Origin of the sequence: Magnetospirillum sp. XM-1 (assembly GCF_001511835.1) — a bacterium.
GTDB lineage: Bacteria > Pseudomonadota > Alphaproteobacteria > Rhodospirillales > Magnetospirillaceae > Phaeospirillum.
The window spans coordinates 206,322-222,221 of the sequence record NZ_LN997848.1; the positions used below are offsets into that span (position 1 = coordinate 206,322).

Sequence of the window (15,900 nt, forward strand, 5' to 3'; positions counted from 1 at the left end):
CGGCCGCAAGGCCGGGCCCTTTTCGATTCCCATTCCCGTCTTTGACGGCTATTAAGATTCCAGATGCCAGCCGAGGATTCCTGCCCATGATCGCCCGTTCGCTCATCATCGCCGCCGCCGTCTTCGCATCCACCGGCACGGCCCTCGCCGCCGACGCCACCAAGCGCCTGGGCAAGTTCGGCGAGTGGGAGGCCTTCTCCTACACCGAGGGCAAGGCCGCCACCTGCTATCTGGCCGCCACCGCCGGCAAGGTCACCGGCGGCGAGAAGGGCAAGCCCACCACCACCTACCTGATCGTCACCCATCGCCCCGGCGCCAAGAGCAGCGACGAGGTCAGCATCAACGGCGTCTATGGGTTCAAGAAGGACTCCAAGGTCGAACTGCAGGTGGGCGCCATGAAGCACTCGCTGTTCACCAAGGGCGACCGCGCCTGGGCCGACGATTCCAAGGCCGACAAGGCCATCGTCACCAGCCTGCAGAGGGGCAAGGAAGCCATCCTGCACGCCAGCCCGGCCAAGGGAACCGACGTGGCCGCCGCCTTCCCGCTGTCGGGCTTCTCCGACGCCCTGTCCGCCGCCGACAAGGCCTGCGGAGTCAAGCGGTAGGAATCCGCCCCCGCCACGGCACGAAGGCGGGCACCCTGGCCCGATAGGCGGCGTAATCCTCGCCATAGCGGGCCAGCAGGCGGCGCTCCTCGCAATAGGTGCCCACCAGCAGGTAAAGGCTTCCCCACAATGCTGTGGCGAGGCCCAGCGGCGAAGCCGCCGCCCCCCACAGGATCAGGAAGGCCCCGGCATACAGGGGATGACGCACCCAGGCGTGGGGGCCGTCCAGGCGAAGCGACTCGTCTTGCGGCTGGTCGGGATGGCGCAGCTGGCTCAATCCCCCCAGCCGCCCCAGGTCGTAATAGCGGGCCGACAGCAGCATCACCGCCCAGCCGGCCAGATGCACCGCCCCCAGCCCCAGCCTGGCCCAGAGCGGCAGATCGAAGGCGGGCTCGCCCCCCAGCGCCCGGGCTCCCACCCCGCCCACGGCGAGGAAGGCGGCGACGGCGATGATATTGTATACAATGCGCGACCAGCGCCCGGCGAGATCGCGTCCGGCCAGCGCGCTGTGGGACAGGCCGAAGGCGATCCAGGCCAGAAGATAGGCGAGATGGCCGCTCATAGCGGCGGAATGTCCCCCATCTCTTCCAGTGCCGCCGCCTCCGCCGCGAACTGGGCGAAGCGGCCTTCGGCGATGGCCGCGCGCAAGCCCGCCGTCAGGGTCTGGTAGGCCTGGATGTTATGCCAGGTCAGCAGCATGGGCCCCAATATCTCCTCGGACCGGATCAGGTGGTGGAGATAGGCTCGGCTGTGGTCGCGGCAGGCCGGACAGGGGCAGCCCTCTTCCAGCGGCCGGGGATCGTCCTGGTGCCGGGCGTTGCGCAGATTGACGGTGCCGCGCCGGGTGAAGGCTTGGGCGGTGCGGCCCGAGCGGGTGGGCATGACGCAATCGAACATGTCGATGCCGCGCCCCACCGCGCCGATGATGTCCGACGGGCGGCCCACCCCCATCAGGTAGCGGGGCTTATCGGCGGGCAACAAGGGCGTGGTGACGTCCAGCGTGGCGAACATGGCGTCCTGGCCCTCGCCCACCGCCAGCCCGCCCACGGCATAGCCCTCGAAGCCGATCTCCAGCAGGGCCTTGGCCGATTCCGCCCGCAGGTCCGGGTAAACGCCGCCCTGGACGATGCCGAACAGGCCATAGCCCTCCCGCGCCACGAACGCCTCCTTGGAGCGGCGCGCCCAGCGCATGGACAGACGCATGCTCTCTTCCGCCTGTTCATGGGTGGCGGGAAAGGGGGTGCATTCGTCGAAGGCCATGGTGATGTCGGCGTCCAGCAGGCGCTGGATCTCCATGGAGCTTTCCGGCGTCAGGCGGTGCTTCGAGCCGTCATGGTGCGACTGGAAGGTGACGCCGTCGGCGTCCATCTTCCGGAGCTTGGCCAGACTCATCACCTGGAACCCGCCGGAATCGGTGAGGATCGGTCCCGGCCAGTTCATGAACTTGTGCAACCCGCCTAAGCGCGCCACCCGCTCGGCCCCCGGGCGCAGCATCAGGTGATAGGTGTTGCCCAGCACGATCTGTGCGCCGGTGGCGGCCACCGAAGCCGGCAGCATGGCCTTGACCGTGCCGGCCGTGCCCACCGGCATGAAGGCCGGGGTGTCGATGGGACCGTGGGCGGTCTGCACGCGGCCCCGCCGAGCGGCGCCATCGGTGGCCAGGAGTTCGAAGGAGAATTCGGTCATGAGGCGCTCTCAACTTTTCTCGTCATGGCCGGACTTGTTCCGGCCACCCACGTCCGACCGGCGGCACGATGCCAAACGGACACACGTGGATACGCGGGTCAAGCCCGCGCATGACGGGACTAACGATCAAGTCTTCCTCTCCAGCAGGCAGCAATCGCCGTAGGAGTAGAAGCGGTAGCCCGCCGCCTTGGCATGCTCGTAGGCCGCCTTCATGCGTGGAAGGCCGCACAGGGCCGAAACCAGCATGAACAGGGTCGAGCGCGGCAGGTGGAAATTGGTGAGCAGCACGTCCACCAGCCGGAAGGCGTGGCCCGGCGTGATGAAGATGTCGGTGGCGCCATCGAAGGGCCGCAGCGTGCCCAGCGGATCGGCGGCGCTTTCCAGCAGACGGGCCGAGGTGGTGCCCACCGCCACCACGCGTCCGCCCGCCGTCTTGGCGGCGTTGATGGCGGCGGCGGCCTCGGGGGTCACCACGCCGATTTCCTGATGCATGCGGTGGTCGTCGGTATCATCCACCTTGACCGGCAGGAAGGTCCCCGCCCCCACATGCAAGGTGACGGTGACGCGACGGATGCCGCGCGCGTCCAAGGCCGCCAGCAGTTCCGGCGTGAAGTGCAGCCCGGCGGTGGGCGCGGCCACCGCCCCCTTCTGGCGGGCGAAGACGGTCTGGTAATCGCCCCGGTCACGCTCGTCGGCCTCGCCCTGGCGGATATAGGGCGGCAGCGGCAGGCGGCCGTGGGCTTCCAGCGCCGCCATCAGATCCTCGCCCGAACGGTCGAAATCCAGCGTCACCTCGCCCATCTCGCCCTTTTCGGCGACGGAGGCGAAGAACCCCTCGGCGAAGTCCACCCGGTCGCCGGGCCGAAGCTTCTTGGCCGGGCGGGCGAAGGCCTTCCACTGGGCCAGGCCGGTGCGCTGGTGCAGCGTCACCTCGACCCCCGCCAGCCCCCGTTTACCGAACAGGCGGGCGGGAATCACCCTGGTGTCGTTGAACACCAGGATGTCGCCGGGCGCCAGCAGCGACGGCAGGTCGCGGATGCCGAGGTCCACCAGACCGCCATTAGCGGGAACATGCAGCAGCCGCGCCGCATCCCGTGGGCAGGCGGGACGTTCGGCGATCATCTCGCGCGGCAGGTCGAAGTCGAAATCGTCCACTTTCATGAGGGCGGGTTTAGGCCGTGCGAATACCTACCGTCAAGCACTCGCAGGCCGACGGCGCCCGTGCCATATTGGAAACAAGCGAAAGAGGAGATTCCATGGAGCTGTTTGCCCCGTTCGAGTCCCACGCCTCGGGCATGCTGGCCGTGGGGGACGGCCACAGTCTTTACTGGGAGGTGTCGGGCAATCCCGACGGCCCGGTGGCGGTCTTCGTCCATGGGGGGCCGGGGGCGGGCACGGCGCCCACCTATCGCCGCTTCTTCGACCCCTCGTTCTGGCGCATCGTGCTGTTCGACCAGCGCGGCAGCGGGCGCTCGCGCCCTGTCGCCTCGGTGGAGGCCAACACCACCGCCCATCTGGTAGCCGACCTGGAAGCGCTGCGCCACCACCTGGGCGTGGATCGCTGGCTGCTGTTCGGCGGCTCGTGGGGCAGCACGCTGGCGCTGGCCTATGGCGAGGCCTTCCCTGAGCGCTGCACCGGCTTCGTCATGCGCGGCGTCTTCCTGTTCCGGCCGGAAGAGGTGGAGTGGTTCATGAACGGCATGGGCCATTTCTTTCCCGAGGCGCGGCGCCAGTTCATCACCTTCCTGCCCGAGGCCGAGCGCGACCATCCGCTTGCCTCCTATCTCCGGCGGCTCAACCACCCCGACCCCATGATCCATATGCCCGCCGCCCGCACGTGGTGCGCCTACGAGGAGGCCTGCGCCCGCCTGCTGCCCCGTGACGAGAACGGGATGGGCGACGGCCCCACCACCCTGGCCCTGGCCCGCATCGAGGCCCATTACATGGCCCATGACGGCTTCATGCGCCCCAATCAGCTTTTGGCGGACCTCGACAGAATCCGCCATCTGCCGGCCATCATCGTCCAGGGCCGCTACGACATGGTCTGCCCGCCCAGTTCAGCCGACGACCTGGCGCGGGCCTGGGGCAATTGCGAGCTGCGCATCATTCCCGACGCCGGCCACTCGGCCATGGAGCCCGGCACCCGCGCCGGCCTGGTCGACGCGGTCGAGCGCATGAAGATGAGGATCAGACGGTAACTTGCGGGCCTTCCCGTCCCGGCCTATAAGAGTCGCGGACAATTCCCAGTCGCGGAGCGCCCCATGATCCTCGTCACCGGCGGAGCCGGCTTCATCGGTTCCAACATCCTGGCGGCCCTCGAGGAGCGGGGGGCGGGCAAGCTGGTGGTGTGCGACCGCCTGCGCTCGGGCACCAAGTGGCAGAACATCGCCAAGCGCGAGCTGGCCGACATCGTCCACCCCGAGCAGATCTTCGACTTCCTGGAAGCCAACGCCAAGCACATGGAGATGGTGATCCACATGGGCGCCATCTCGGCCACCACCGAGACCGACGCCGACAAGATCCTGGCCAACAACTTCTCGCTGTCGCTGGCGCTGTGGAAGTGGTGCGCGCTGCACAACGTACGCTTCATCTACGCTTCCTCAGCCGCCACCTATGGCGACGGCACGGTGGGCTTCGACGACGACAGCACCATGGAGCACCTGGCGAAACTGCGCCCCTTGAACGCCTACGGCTGGTCCAAGCACCTGTTCGACCGCCGGGTGGCGCGCAAGGTGTGGGCCGGCTCGCGCAAGCCGCCGCAATGGGCGGGCCTCAAGTTCTTCAACGTCTACGGCCCCAACGAGTACCACAAGGGCGGCCAGCAGAGCGTGGTGGCCCAGGTCTATCCCCACGCCGAGAAGAACGCCGCCTATCAGCTGTTCAAGTCCCACAATCCCAAGTACCCCGATGGCGGCCAGCTGCGCGACTTCATCTGGGTCGGCGACGTGGTGGACGTGATCATGTGGCTGATCGAGAACCCCAAGGTCAGCGGCCTGTTCAACGTGGGCACCGGCAAGGCGCGCTCGTTCCTCGACCTCGCCAACGCCGTCTACCGCGCCGTGGGCCGCGAGCCGCAGATCAAGTTCCGCGACACCCCCATCGAGATCAGGGACAAGTACCAGTACTTCACCCAGGCCAAGATGGAACGCTTGCACCGTGCCGGCTATTCCAAGCCCTTCACCTCGCTGGAGGACGGCGTCGAGATGTACGTGAAGCGCTTCCTAGCCTCTGCGGACCCGTACCGCTGATGACCCTCGCGCTGGCCTATCCCCAGATCGATCCCATCGCGCTGCAGCTGGGGCCGTTCGCCATCCGCTGGTACGCGCTGGCCTATATCGCCGGGCTGATGCTGGGCTGGCGCTACGTCAAGTTCCTGGTGTCCCGCCCGCCCAATGCCATGACCGAGGAAGAGGTCGACGACTTCCTGGTCTGGGCCACCATGGGCGTGGTGCTGGGCGGCCGGCTGGGCTACGTGCTGTTCTACAAGCCGCTCCACTATCTCGCCAACCCGCTGGAGATTCCCATGGTCTGGCAGGGCGGCATGTCGTTCCACGGCGGCGCGCTGGGCGTGATCATCGGCATCATCGCCTTTTCCCACTTCCGCAAGCGCAACCTGTTCCAGGTGGGCGACGTCATCTGCTGCGCCGTGCCCATCGGCCTGTTCTTCGGCCGCATCGCCAATTTCGTCAACGGCGAGCTGTTCGGGCGGCCCGCCCTCGACGTGGAATGGGCCATGGTCTTCCCCGGCGGCGGGCCGCTGCCGCGCCACCCCAGCCAGCTGTACGAGGCCGGGCTGGAAGGCGCGCTGCTGTTTCTGGTCATGTTCGGCCTGTGGAAGCTCACCGACATCCGCTTCCGCGCCGGCGCGTTGTCCGGCGTATTCCTGGCCGGCTACGGACTGGGCCGCATTACGGCCGAGTTCTTCCGCCAGCCCGACGCCCATCTGGGCTTCCTGTGGGGCGGTGCCACCATGGGCCAGCTGCTGTCCATCCCCCAGGTGCTGGTCGGCTTGGGCCTGCTGGTCTGGGCGTGGCGGCGCGGACCGAAGACCGCTTGATGCCTCTCTCGGGAATTCTCGCCGAACGCATTCGGGCGACGGGGCCGATTTCCGTCGAGACCTTCATGGCCGAGGCGCTGGGCCACCCTGAGCATGGCTATTACATGGGCCGCGACCCGTTCGGCATGGCCGGCGACTTCATCACCGCGCCGGAAGTCAGCCAGATGTTCGGCGAGCTGATCGGCCTGTGGTGCGCCCTGGTCTGGCAGAGCATGGGTGCGCCCGAGCGCGTGGTGCTGGCCGAGATGGGGCCGGGGCGCGGCACCCTGATGGCCGACCTGCTGCGCGCCGCAAGCGCCCTGCCGCCGTTTGCCAAGGCTCTGGAGGTGCATCTGGTCGAGACCAGCCCGGCCCTGGCCAACCGCCAGCGCCAGACCCTGACGGGGCGGAACGTCACCTGGCACCAGCGTTTCGAGGACCTGCCCGACGGGCCGCTGCTGCTGGTGGCCAACGAGCTGTTCGACGCCCTGCCCATCCGCCAACTGGAAAAGGCCGACGGCCGTTGGCACGAGCGGATGGTGGGCCTGGACGAGACCGGGGCCTTCGCCTTCGCCCTTGGCCCGGCGGTGGTCGAGCCGCCCCTGGCGCCCGCCGTGCTGGCCGCCCCCGACGGCGCCCTGGCCGAGATCTGCCCCCAGGGCCGCGATCTGGCCCGCGCCATCGCCAAACGGCTGGCCCATCAGGGCGGCGCGGCCCTGATCGTCGATTACGGCTACGAGAAAAGCGCCGCCGGCGATTCGCTCCAGGCCTTGAAGGCCCACAAGCATCACCCGGTGCTGTCCCAGCCGGGCCATGCCGACATCACCGCCCATGTGGACTTCCAGGCCCTGGCCGAGGCCGCCCAGGGCCTCGCCAAGGCCCATGGCCCGGTGCCCCAGGGCCGCTTCCTGGCCAGCTTGGGGCTCGAGGAACGGGCCCGCATGCTGATGACCAACGCCACCACGGAGCAGGCCACCGAACTGGCCCGTGGCGCACGGCGCTTGATCGATCCCGGCGAAATGGGCACCCTGTTCAAGGTCCTGGCGCTCGCCGCCCCCCTTCTGCCCGTCCCCCCCGGCCTGGAATCCGCCTAAATGATCACCCTGTCGGCCCTCAACGAGTTCGTCCGCATCCGCCACGGCTTCTTCACCCGCGAGGGCGGCGTATCCGAAGGATTGTACGCCTCGCTCAATTGCGGCCCGGGATCCAGCGACAAGCCCGACGCGGTCAGGGAAAACCGCCGCCGCGCCATGGCGCTGCTGGACCTGCCGGAAGAGGCCCTGGTCACCCTCTACCAGACCCATTCCAGCGACGTGGTGAAGGTGAAGACGCCGTGGGAGCCGGGCGACGCTCCCAAGGCCGACGCCCTGGTCACCGACCAGCCGGGCGTGGCGCTGGGCATCCTCACCGCCGATTGCGCCCCGGTGCTGTTCGCCGACGGCAAGTCGGGCATCATCGGCGCGGCCCATGCCGGCTGGAAGGGCGCCCTGGGCGGCGTGCTGGAGAACACCGTCGCCACCATGGTCGAGATGGGCGCCAGGAAGCCCAAGATCGTCGCCGCCATCGGGCCGTGCATCGGGCACCGCAATTACGAGGTCGGGCCGGAATTCCCCGCCCCCTTCCTGGCCGAGGCGGCCGAGAACGCCGATTTCTTCGCCCCCTCGCCGGCCAAGCCCGGCCACCACCTGTTCGACCTGCCGGGTTACATCTCGCGCAAGCTGTCCCGGCTGGGCGTCCACGAGGTGACCCGCGTGCCTGCCGACACGCTGCGCGACGAGGCCCGCTTCTTCAGCTATCGCCGCGCCACCCTCAGGGGCGAGGCCGATTACGGCCGCCAGCTCTCGGTGATCATGCTGGACCGATGAGGCTTCTTTCCGTCCTGCTTGTGCTGCTCGTCGCCGCCTGCGGCGACCTGCCCCAGCCGTTCCGCCACGACGGAATCAACGCGGCGGTGGCCCCGCCGGGGCCCCGTGGCGTGGTGGTGCGCCCGCCGGGCGACGGCCCCAGCGACCAGGCCCTGGTCCGCGCCATCATCAAACGCCTGACGGACCAGGACATCCCCGCCTCGACGCGCAACGCCGCCAGCGGCAGCTGGGTGCTGGACGCCGCCACCGAGACCACCATCGCCGCCAAGACGCTCCGCTGGCGCCTGATCGCGCCCGATGGCGACACCCCGGTGGAATTCACCCAAACCGTCCCCAGCGCGCTGTGGGACAAGGCCGGCCCGGCCACCATCGACCGGCTGGCCGACGAGCTGGTGGCCCGCTACGCCGCGACTCTGCACGGCGAAACGGCGGAGGCCTCCGCCGCCCCGCCCCGCGTGCCCACCATCCGGATCGAAAAGCTGGGCGGGCTGCCCGGCGATGGCGATTCCGCCCTGCCCAAGGCCCTGGGCATCGCGCTTCGGCGCTTGGGGCTGGTGCTGGCCGGGGCCGAGGCGGAACTGATCGTCAGGGGGCGCGTCACCCTGGTGCCGGGCCGTCCCGGCGAGGAGGTTCTCGACGTCGCCTGGATCGTCCTGGACGCCCGCACCGGCGAGGAACTGGGCAAGGCCGCCCAGCAGGGCGCGCTGCCCAAGGGGCGGCTGTCCGGCCCCTGGGGCGCGCTGGCCGGCGATATCGCCGCCGGTGGCGCCGAGGGCATCGCCGACATCATAGCCGCCATACCTCAGAAATAATCGGCCGGTCATAGGCATCAGTTTACAGGACGGGTATCCGGCTGTTATACGGGTGCCGGTTTCACGTCAGCGCGGCAGCGCGCTAACCCGGCGGTATCCAACATGAAAATCCTCGCTTGCAACAGCAACCGGCCTCTCGCGGAAGCGATCGCCGAATATCTCACTATGTCCATCACCAAGGCGGTGATCCGCCGGTTCTCGGACAACGAGGTGTTCGTCGAAATTCACGAGAACGTGCGTGGCGAGGATGTCTTCGTCATCCAGTCCACCTGCTATCCCGCCAACGATAACCTGATGGAGCTGCTGGTCACGCTCGACGCGCTGCGTCGCGGGTCGGCCCGGCGCGTCACGGCGGTGATCCCCTATTTCGGCTATGCCCGCCAGGACCGCAAGTCGTCGCCCCGCTCGCCCATCTCGGCCAAGCTGGTGGCCAACCTGATCACCACCGCCGGCGCCGACCGCGTGGTGACGCTGGACCTCCACTCGGGCCAGATCCAGGGTTTCTTCGACATTCCGCTGGATAACCTCTACGCCGCCCCGGTGTTCACCAACGACATCCGCGCCCGCTATCAGGGCGACGACGTCATGGTGGTGTCGCCCGACGTGGGCGGCGTGGTGCGGGCGCGGGCCATCGCCAGCCGCATCGACGCCGACCTGGCCATCATCGACAAGCGGCGCGAGCGCGCCGGCGTGTCCGAGGTGATGAACATCATCGGCGACGTCAAGGGCCGCCGCTGCATCATGGTGGACGACATCGTCGATTCCGCCGGCACGCTGTGCAACGCCGCCGAGGCGCTGATGAAGGCCGGAGCCGTGTCGGTGGCCGCCTTCGTCACCCATGGCGTGCTGTCGGGCAAGGCGGTGGAACGCGTCACCAACTCGCCGCTGGAAGAACTGGTGATCACCGATTCCATCCCCGCCACCGAGGCGGTGAAGATGGCCCGCAACATCCGCCAGGTCACCATCGCCCCCCTGATGGCCGAGTCCATCTCGCGCATCAGCGAGGAGCGTTCGGTCTCCAGCCTGTTCGACTGAGCCGCCTTACAGCTTGGCGATCTGCCCGCTCAGCCTGTCGACCGCCGTGTCGATGGCCATGCGCCGGTACGCCCGGAAGGCGTTCATGTTGGCGTCGGTAAAGCACTCCACGTAGTCGATGAAGTCCTGCGGCGCGGCGCCATAGGCGACGGCGATCCCCGAAGCGGTGCGGGTCAGAACCTGGACCGTAAGCCCGCTGATCTCGCGGATACGGTTGACGCCGTCCACGAGGCTGCAGTTGATCACGTCGTGGAACAGCCAGACGACATCGTTCGAGGCGACGGCGCGGCAGGCCAGGAAATCCTCGACGATAGCCTCGTTGGTATGTACCGCGTCGACCAGGACCAGATCGGGCTTGCCGCTCAGATGCCCGGCCACCACCGGCGCGACCGCCTGGGGCGAATAGCCCTCGACCGCCCGCATGTTCAGGCCATTGGCCGCCGCGATCCGGTTGGTCAGCGCGTTGCCGTCCACGCCGGGATCGATGGCGACCACCTTGGCCTGCGGAAAGATCATGGACAGCGCCACGGTGCTCCAGCCATGGGCGTTGCCGATGACCAGGATGTTCCTTGGCGACAGCACCCCGCCGAGCGCTTCCAGGAACATGATTTCCTGCAACGCCAGCCCGAGAAAGCCGACCAGTTGCTTATCCTGGTTCAGGAATTGGGTGAACGGGGCATCAGAAAAGCCGTTGAAGTGGGCCGGATTATAGCCGGTCAACGGGTTCAGGCCCTGATCGCGGTACGCCTTCATCAACTTCGGCAGAATGCTCATCTCGGTCACTAACCCTTCAAGAGGCACGGCGACTGGCCGTCACCGGGGCCGCGAAGACTACCAAATGACATGCGCTCATGAAAACAGCGCTTCCCCCAACAAGCGAAATTCGTCCTTCCTGGCGCTGGACTTGCGCCAGGCCAGGCCCAGCAGGCGGGCGCCGCCGCCGATCAGGGGCCGGGTGACCAGATCGGTCCCCGCCAGGATGCCCGCCTCCACCGCCAATCGGGGCAGCAGCGTCACCCCCATGCCGGTGGCAACCATCTGCACCAGGGTGCCGAGCGAGGTGCCCAGCATGCCCTCACCCCGCTTGGGCGCCGGCAGGGAGCAGGCGGCCAAGGCATGGTCGCGCAGGCAATGCCCCTCCTCCAGCAGCAACAGGTCCGCGTCGGCCAGATCGGCGCCGCCGACGCTGTCCTTGGCCGCCAGGGGGTGGCCGGACGGACAGGCCAGCACGAAGGGATCGGTGAACAGCGCCTCCATCTCCATCTCGGGAGCGTCGTAGGGCAGGGCGAGAACCGCCGCGTCCAGGTCGCCGGCCGCCAGCCGCTCCAGCAGGCGCGCCGTCAGGTCCTCGCGCAGGACCAGCTTCAGCTCGGGATAGAGGCGGCGCAGCCCCGGCAGGGCGCGGGGCAGCAGGAACGGGGCGATGGTGGGAATCACCCCCAGGCGCAGGCGCCCGGACAGCGGCTTGCCGTGGGCGCGGGCCAGATCGGCGATGTCCTCGGCGCCCCGCAGCAATTCACGCCCACGGGCCGCCACCTCCTCGCCCAGCGGCGTCATCAGCACCTTGCGCTTGGTGCGTTCCACCAGGGTGACGCCCAGCAGGTTCTCCAGTTCCTGCAATCCCGCCGACAGCGTGCTCTGGGTGGCGAGGCAGGCTTCGGCCGCCCGGCCGAAATGGCGGTGCTCGTCGATGGCGACCAGATAGCGCAATTGCCGGAGCGTCGGCAGATAGGACGACATCAGCCGTGTTCCCCCTGGTGCAGCACCGGCATCAACTCGAAATAGGGCCGGATGATAGGCGAGTCCGAGGCCTCGAATTCCTCGAACGGCCCATCGAACGACACCCGTCCCTCATGCAGCATCACCACCCGCGGCCGCAGCCGGTACAAAAGGTCCTTGTCGTGGGTCACGACGATGGTGGTGAGCGCCCGCCCGTCGCTTTCGTCCACATGGGTGGACAGCAGCAGGTCCTGGATCTGCGAGGCGGTGACCGGGTCCAGACCGGTGGTCGGCTCGTCGAAGAACATGCAACGGGGCTTCATGGCCAAGGCGCGGGCGATGGCGATGCGCTTGGCCATGCCGCCCGACAGGGATTCCACCCTTCCCTCCAGAAACTCGGGACTGCCGGGCAGGCCCACCGCCGCCAGCACCCGTTGCGCCACCCGCTCGATGTCGCCCTGGCCCATATGGCCGACCTCTTCCAGCCACAGGCCGATATTGTCCAGCACCGTGCCCGAGAACAGGGCGTTGCGCTGGAACACCACGCCCCAATGGACGTGGATGTCGGCCATGCGGTCGGCATCCAGGGCGGCAAGGTCGAGCAGAGTGCCGTCGGTTCGTTCGGGATCGGCCACCAGCACCCGCCCGCCATCGGGCTGCATCAGGCCGAGAACATGGTTGAGCAGCACGCTCTTGCCGCAACCCGATCCCCCCACCACCGCGATGAAGGCGCCGGCATGGATGTCGAGGTCGACGCCGCGCAGCACCTGATGGCCATCGAACGCCTTGGTCAGGCCTTCGATACGGATTTCCACCGGTTCTGAGGTCGTCTGGTTCATGGGAACAGGATAGACCGCCTGCCCCCAAAAGCAAACGGCCACCCTGGTGGGGTGGCCGCTCGTCGCGTATGCCGGGAAGACCTACTTCTTCAGATGATCGCGGATCAGCACCTCGGCGATCTGCACGGCGTTCAAGGCCGCGCCCTTCCTGAGGTTGTCGGCGACGCACCAGAAGGACAGGCCGTTCTTGACGGTGGGGTCCTTGCGGATGCGGCTGACATAGACCGGATCCTCGCCCGAGGTCTCGAGCGGGGTGATGTAGCCGCCGGGCTCGCGGGTGTCGAGAACCACCACGCCTTCGGCTTCGGACAGGGCCTTGGTGGCCTCCTCGACGCTGACCGGGCGCTCGAATTCCACGTTGATGGATTCCGAGTGGCTGACGAACACCGGCACGCGCACGCAGGTGGCGTTCACCGCGATGTCGGGGTCGAGGATCTTGTGGGTCTCCACCACCATCTTCCACTCTTCCTTGGTCGAGCCGTCTTCCATGAAGACGTCGATCTGGGGAATCAGGTTGAAGGCGATCTGCTTGGCGAACTTCTGCGGCTTGACCGCGTCATGGACCAGCACGCCCTTGGTCTGGTCGTAGAGCTCGTCCATGCCTTCCTTGCCGGCGCCCGACACCGACTGGTAGGTCGAGACGACCACGCGCTTGATCTTGCCCAGCTTGTGCAGGGGCTTCAGCGCCACCACCATCTGGATGGTCGAGCAATTGGGGTTGGCGATGATGCCGCGCTTCTTGTAACCGGCGATGGCTTCCGGGTTGACCTCGGGCACCACCAGCGGCACGTCGGGGTCCATGCGGAAATGCGAGGTGTTGTCGATCACCACGGCCCCGGCGGCGGCGGCGCGCGGGGAGTGGATGGCCGAGACCTTGGCGCCCGGCGACGACAGGGCGATGTCGATGCCCTTGAAGTCGAAGGTGGCCAGGTCCTTGCACTTCAGAATCTTGTCGTCGCCGAACGAGACCTCGCGGCCGACCGAGCGCTCGGAGGCCAGGGCCACCACCTCGTCCGCCGGGAACTTGCGGTCCGCCAGGATTTGAAGCATCGCCCGGCCCACATTGCCGGTAGCGCCGATCACAGCAACCTTGTAACCCATCTTGTCCTCTCCGTTTTCCTAAGCCCTTGGTTCCCAGGCGCCTGATCGAGATGCGAAAAGGCCCGCGGGAAGCTTTCCGCGGGCCTTTTTCGTGCAATCGTGACGAACCGGCCCGCTCAAGCGGTCTTGGTGGTGCCGGTTTTGGTAGTGACGAAGGCCGCCGCCGAGGCCGAGCCCCGGACGCGAAATGCGTTTGCCTTGGACAAGCAGACGAACATGGTTTCCTCCATCGGAGGCGTAGCTTTAACGGAAGCGCCGGGCGGGCGCAAGGGGAAAGGAAAGGGCTTAAGCCCCCTTGATGCCCGAGCACACCCGCGAGACGAAGGAATCGATGTCGTCGTTCATGCTGACCGTACGGCTGGCCAGATCGCCGGCGGCGATCAGCACCTGGCCGGCGGCGTCGGTGGCGGTGCCGGCAGTCGAGGCCACCTCGCCGATGGTGTCGGCCACCGTCTGCACGTCGGCGGCGACGGTGCGGATGGAGCGGCTCATCTCGGCCACCGCCGCGCTCTGCTGCTCGGTGGTGGCGGCGATGCCGGTGGCGTTGTCGTTGATCTCGCGGATCTTGCCGGCGATGTTACGCACCGCGCCCACCGCCTGGCCGGTGGCCTGGCGCATGCCGTCAATCTGGCTGGAGATCTCGTCGGTGGCGCGCGCCGTCTGGTTGGCCAGATGCTTGACCTCGTTGGCGACGACGGCGAAACCCTTGCCCGCCTCGCCGGCCCGCGCCGCCTCGATGGTGGCGTTCAAGGCCAAGAGGTTGGTCTGGCTGGCGATCTCGGTGATCAGGTTGACCACCTCGCCGATCTTCTGCGCCGCGGCGTTGAGGCCGTTGATGGCCTCGTCCGTCTCGGTGGCGACCCGCACCGTCTCCTGCGCCATGCGGGCCGAGTTCTGAATCCGCTCGGCCACATCGCGAATGCCCGACGACACCTGCTCGGCGGCGGCGGCCACCGCCTCCACATGGGTGTAGGCGTCCTCGGCGGCGCCTGCCACCCGGGTGGATTGCTCGCTGGTCTGGGACGCGATGTCCGACATCTGCTGGGCGGTGGCTTCCAGCTCGGTGGCGGTGGCGGCCACCACGCCGGTCACATGCTTGATGGTGTTGCCCACGCCCGTGGCCTCGGCGCTGAAGGCCTGGGCGCGCTTTTCCATTTCGGACAGCGCCTTGTTGATCAGGCGGGCATGGTCGGCGAATTCGCCCACCAGGCCGTCGGTGAGGATATGGCGGAAATAGCGGCCCTCGGAGGTCAGCGCCATGGCGGCGTCGGCCTCCTTGGTGAAAACCTCGGTAAGGTCCAGCAGACGGTTGATCGACTTGTCCAACTGGCCGAGCACGCCGCCCTCGGTGATGCCGACCACGCGCACGTCCAGGCGGCCGGCTCCGGCCTCGGCCAGGACCGAGCAGGCCCGGTTGACGCTGCCCCGCGCCTTGTTGACGTAGAACAGCACGGCAAGGGCGCCCAGCGCCGCCAGCGCCATGGCGCCCGAATCGAGCAGCGCGCCGCGGGTGGCGGCGATCACCGCGCCGACGCCGCACAGAGCCGCGGCCAGGACCGCGGCGGCCAGAGCCCTAGAGAGAGAAGACGAATTCATCGTAGGGCACTCCCGCGCCTTGCAGTTTGGCGACCACGGCCTGGAAGGCCGTCTCCATGCCGACCTTGCGGTCGTCGTGGCCATTCTCGATGGCGAGCAGTTCCTGGTAGAGGGCTTCGGCCTTGGCCACCGCGTCGCGCCGGGGCGACCGGCGGTTGGAATGGTAGCTGACGATCTTGCCCGACTTGTCGAAGGTGGGGGTCACATGGGCCAGCACCCAGTAATGATCGCCGTTTTTCGAGCGGTTCTTCACGTAGGCGAAGATTTCCTTGCCCGTCTCGATGGTGTCCCACAGCAGCTTGAAGACGCAGCGCGGCATGTCGGGATGACGAATGATGCTGTGCGGCTGATTGAGAATCTCGCCCTCGGTGAAGCCCGCCATCCGCAGGAAGACCTCGTTGGCGTAGATGATCCGCCCCTTGGTGTCGGTCTTGCTGACGATGATCTCGTCAGCGCCGAACGTGCGCTCCACCCCGGACAAGTATACACCAGGACGCGACATAACCTTATCCCCGCGCAAGCAGAAGTCGGGTAGCTACCCGAACAATGCAGTTCCGCCCCCTTCCAAGAGGCTCTTCGACAGCAGACATTACACCATACTCATTG

Annotated in this window: 17 protein-coding genes; 8 read left to right on the forward strand and 9 right to left on the reverse strand. The window is 67.7% G+C overall.

The genetic code is table 11. The features are described from left to right. Positions 1-86 precede the first annotated feature (86 nt). Positions 87-605, forward strand: a complete 519-nt coding sequence (locus XM1_RS01020) for an invasion associated locus B family protein (protein WP_068428372.1) — start codon at positions 87-89, stop codon at positions 603-605. Here the strand turns inward: XM1_RS01020 and XM1_RS01025 are convergent. From XM1_RS01025 to queA, 3 genes are all read right to left on the reverse strand, one after another. Beyond that, complete coding sequence (locus XM1_RS01025; RefSeq protein ID WP_068428376.1) at positions 595-1,167, reverse strand: isoprenylcysteine carboxylmethyltransferase family protein; 573 nt, start codon at positions 1,165-1,167, stop codon at positions 595-597. The genes XM1_RS01020 and XM1_RS01025 overlap by 11 nt on opposite strands. After that, a complete protein-coding gene (gene tgt, locus XM1_RS01030; RefSeq protein ID WP_068428380.1) occupies positions 1,164-2,291 on the reverse strand; it encodes a tRNA guanosine(34) transglycosylase Tgt in 1,128 nt (375 codons plus the stop codon). The genes XM1_RS01025 and tgt overlap by 4 nt, the downstream gene beginning before the upstream one ends. A 126-nt stretch (positions 2,292-2,417) precedes the next feature. Beyond that, a complete protein-coding gene (gene queA / locus XM1_RS01035; RefSeq protein WP_068428382.1) occupies positions 2,418-3,452 on the reverse strand; it encodes a tRNA preQ1(34) S-adenosylmethionine ribosyltransferase-isomerase QueA in 1,035 nt (344 codons plus the stop codon). A gap of 95 nt (positions 3,453-3,547) precedes the next feature. Between queA and pip the strand changes: the two genes are divergently transcribed. The 7 genes from pip to XM1_RS01070 all read left to right on the forward strand — a co-directional run bounded on the left by pip (position 3,548) and on the right by XM1_RS01070 (position 10,039). Continuing rightward, positions 3,548-4,489: a prolyl aminopeptidase gene (gene pip / locus XM1_RS01040; RefSeq protein ID WP_068428384.1), complete on the forward strand. Its 942-nt coding sequence runs from the start codon at positions 3,548-3,550 to the stop codon at positions 4,487-4,489. A 63-nt stretch (positions 4,490-4,552) separates the two neighbouring features. Beyond that, positions 4,553-5,539 (forward strand): ADP-glyceromanno-heptose 6-epimerase, encoded by a 987-nt coding sequence (gene rfaD / locus XM1_RS01045; RefSeq protein ID WP_068428391.1) that lies wholly within the window; start codon positions 4,553-4,555, stop codon positions 5,537-5,539. Beyond that, positions 5,539-6,348, forward strand: coding sequence for a prolipoprotein diacylglyceryl transferase (gene lgt, locus XM1_RS01050; RefSeq protein WP_068428395.1), 810 nt, complete (start codon positions 5,539-5,541; stop codon positions 6,346-6,348). Before rfaD ends, lgt begins: the two co-directional genes overlap by 1 nt. Continuing rightward, the gene (locus XM1_RS01055; protein ID WP_068428399.1) at positions 6,348-7,421 is read left to right on the forward strand and encodes a class I SAM-dependent methyltransferase; all 1,074 of its coding nucleotides are present in this window, start codon (positions 6,348-6,350) and stop codon (positions 7,419-7,421) included. The genes lgt and XM1_RS01055 overlap by 1 nt, the downstream gene beginning before the upstream one ends. After that, positions 7,422-8,192, forward strand: coding sequence for a peptidoglycan editing factor PgeF (pgeF, locus tag XM1_RS01060; protein WP_068428405.1), 771 nt, complete (start codon positions 7,422-7,424; stop codon positions 8,190-8,192). Further along, complete coding sequence (locus tag XM1_RS01065; protein ID WP_068428406.1) at positions 8,189-9,004, forward strand: hypothetical protein; 816 nt, start codon at positions 8,189-8,191, stop codon at positions 9,002-9,004. The genes pgeF and XM1_RS01065 overlap by 4 nt, the downstream gene beginning before the upstream one ends. A gap of 102 nt (positions 9,005-9,106) precedes the next feature. Continuing rightward, positions 9,107-10,039 (forward strand): ribose-phosphate pyrophosphokinase, encoded by a 933-nt coding sequence (locus XM1_RS01070; protein WP_068428407.1) that lies wholly within the window; start codon positions 9,107-9,109, stop codon positions 10,037-10,039. A gap of 6 nt (positions 10,040-10,045) precedes the next feature. On the opposite strand, the gene XM1_RS01075 is transcribed toward XM1_RS01070, so the two are convergent. The 6 genes from XM1_RS01075 to XM1_RS01100 form a co-directional block, all read right to left on the reverse strand. After that, positions 10,046-10,813 carry a class I SAM-dependent methyltransferase gene (locus XM1_RS01075; protein WP_156428605.1) on the reverse strand — a complete coding sequence of 256 codons (768 nt, stop codon included), beginning with the start codon at positions 10,811-10,813 and terminating at the stop codon, positions 10,046-10,048. 75 nt (positions 10,814-10,888) lie between these two features. Next, a complete protein-coding gene (locus XM1_RS01080; RefSeq protein ID WP_068428419.1) occupies positions 10,889-11,779 on the reverse strand; it encodes a hydrogen peroxide-inducible genes activator in 891 nt (296 codons plus the stop codon). Further along, positions 11,779-12,597: an ABC transporter ATP-binding protein gene (locus tag XM1_RS01085; protein ID WP_068428420.1), complete on the reverse strand. Its 819-nt coding sequence runs from the start codon at positions 12,595-12,597 to the stop codon at positions 11,779-11,781. The genes XM1_RS01080 and XM1_RS01085 overlap by 1 nt, the downstream gene beginning before the upstream one ends. Positions 12,598-12,678: 81 nt before the next feature. After that, positions 12,679-13,698, reverse strand: a complete 1,020-nt coding sequence (locus tag XM1_RS01090; RefSeq protein WP_068428421.1) for an aspartate-semialdehyde dehydrogenase — start codon at positions 13,696-13,698, stop codon at positions 12,679-12,681. 285 nt (positions 13,699-13,983) lie between these two features. Then, positions 13,984-15,294, reverse strand: a complete 1,311-nt coding sequence (locus tag XM1_RS01095; protein ID WP_068428422.1) for a methyl-accepting chemotaxis protein — start codon at positions 15,292-15,294, stop codon at positions 13,984-13,986. Further along, positions 15,272-15,796: a PAS domain-containing protein gene (locus XM1_RS01100; protein ID WP_068428423.1), complete on the reverse strand. Its 525-nt coding sequence runs from the start codon at positions 15,794-15,796 to the stop codon at positions 15,272-15,274. Before XM1_RS01100 ends, XM1_RS01095 begins: the two co-directional genes overlap by 23 nt. Between the last annotated feature and the right edge of the window lie 104 nt (positions 15,797-15,900).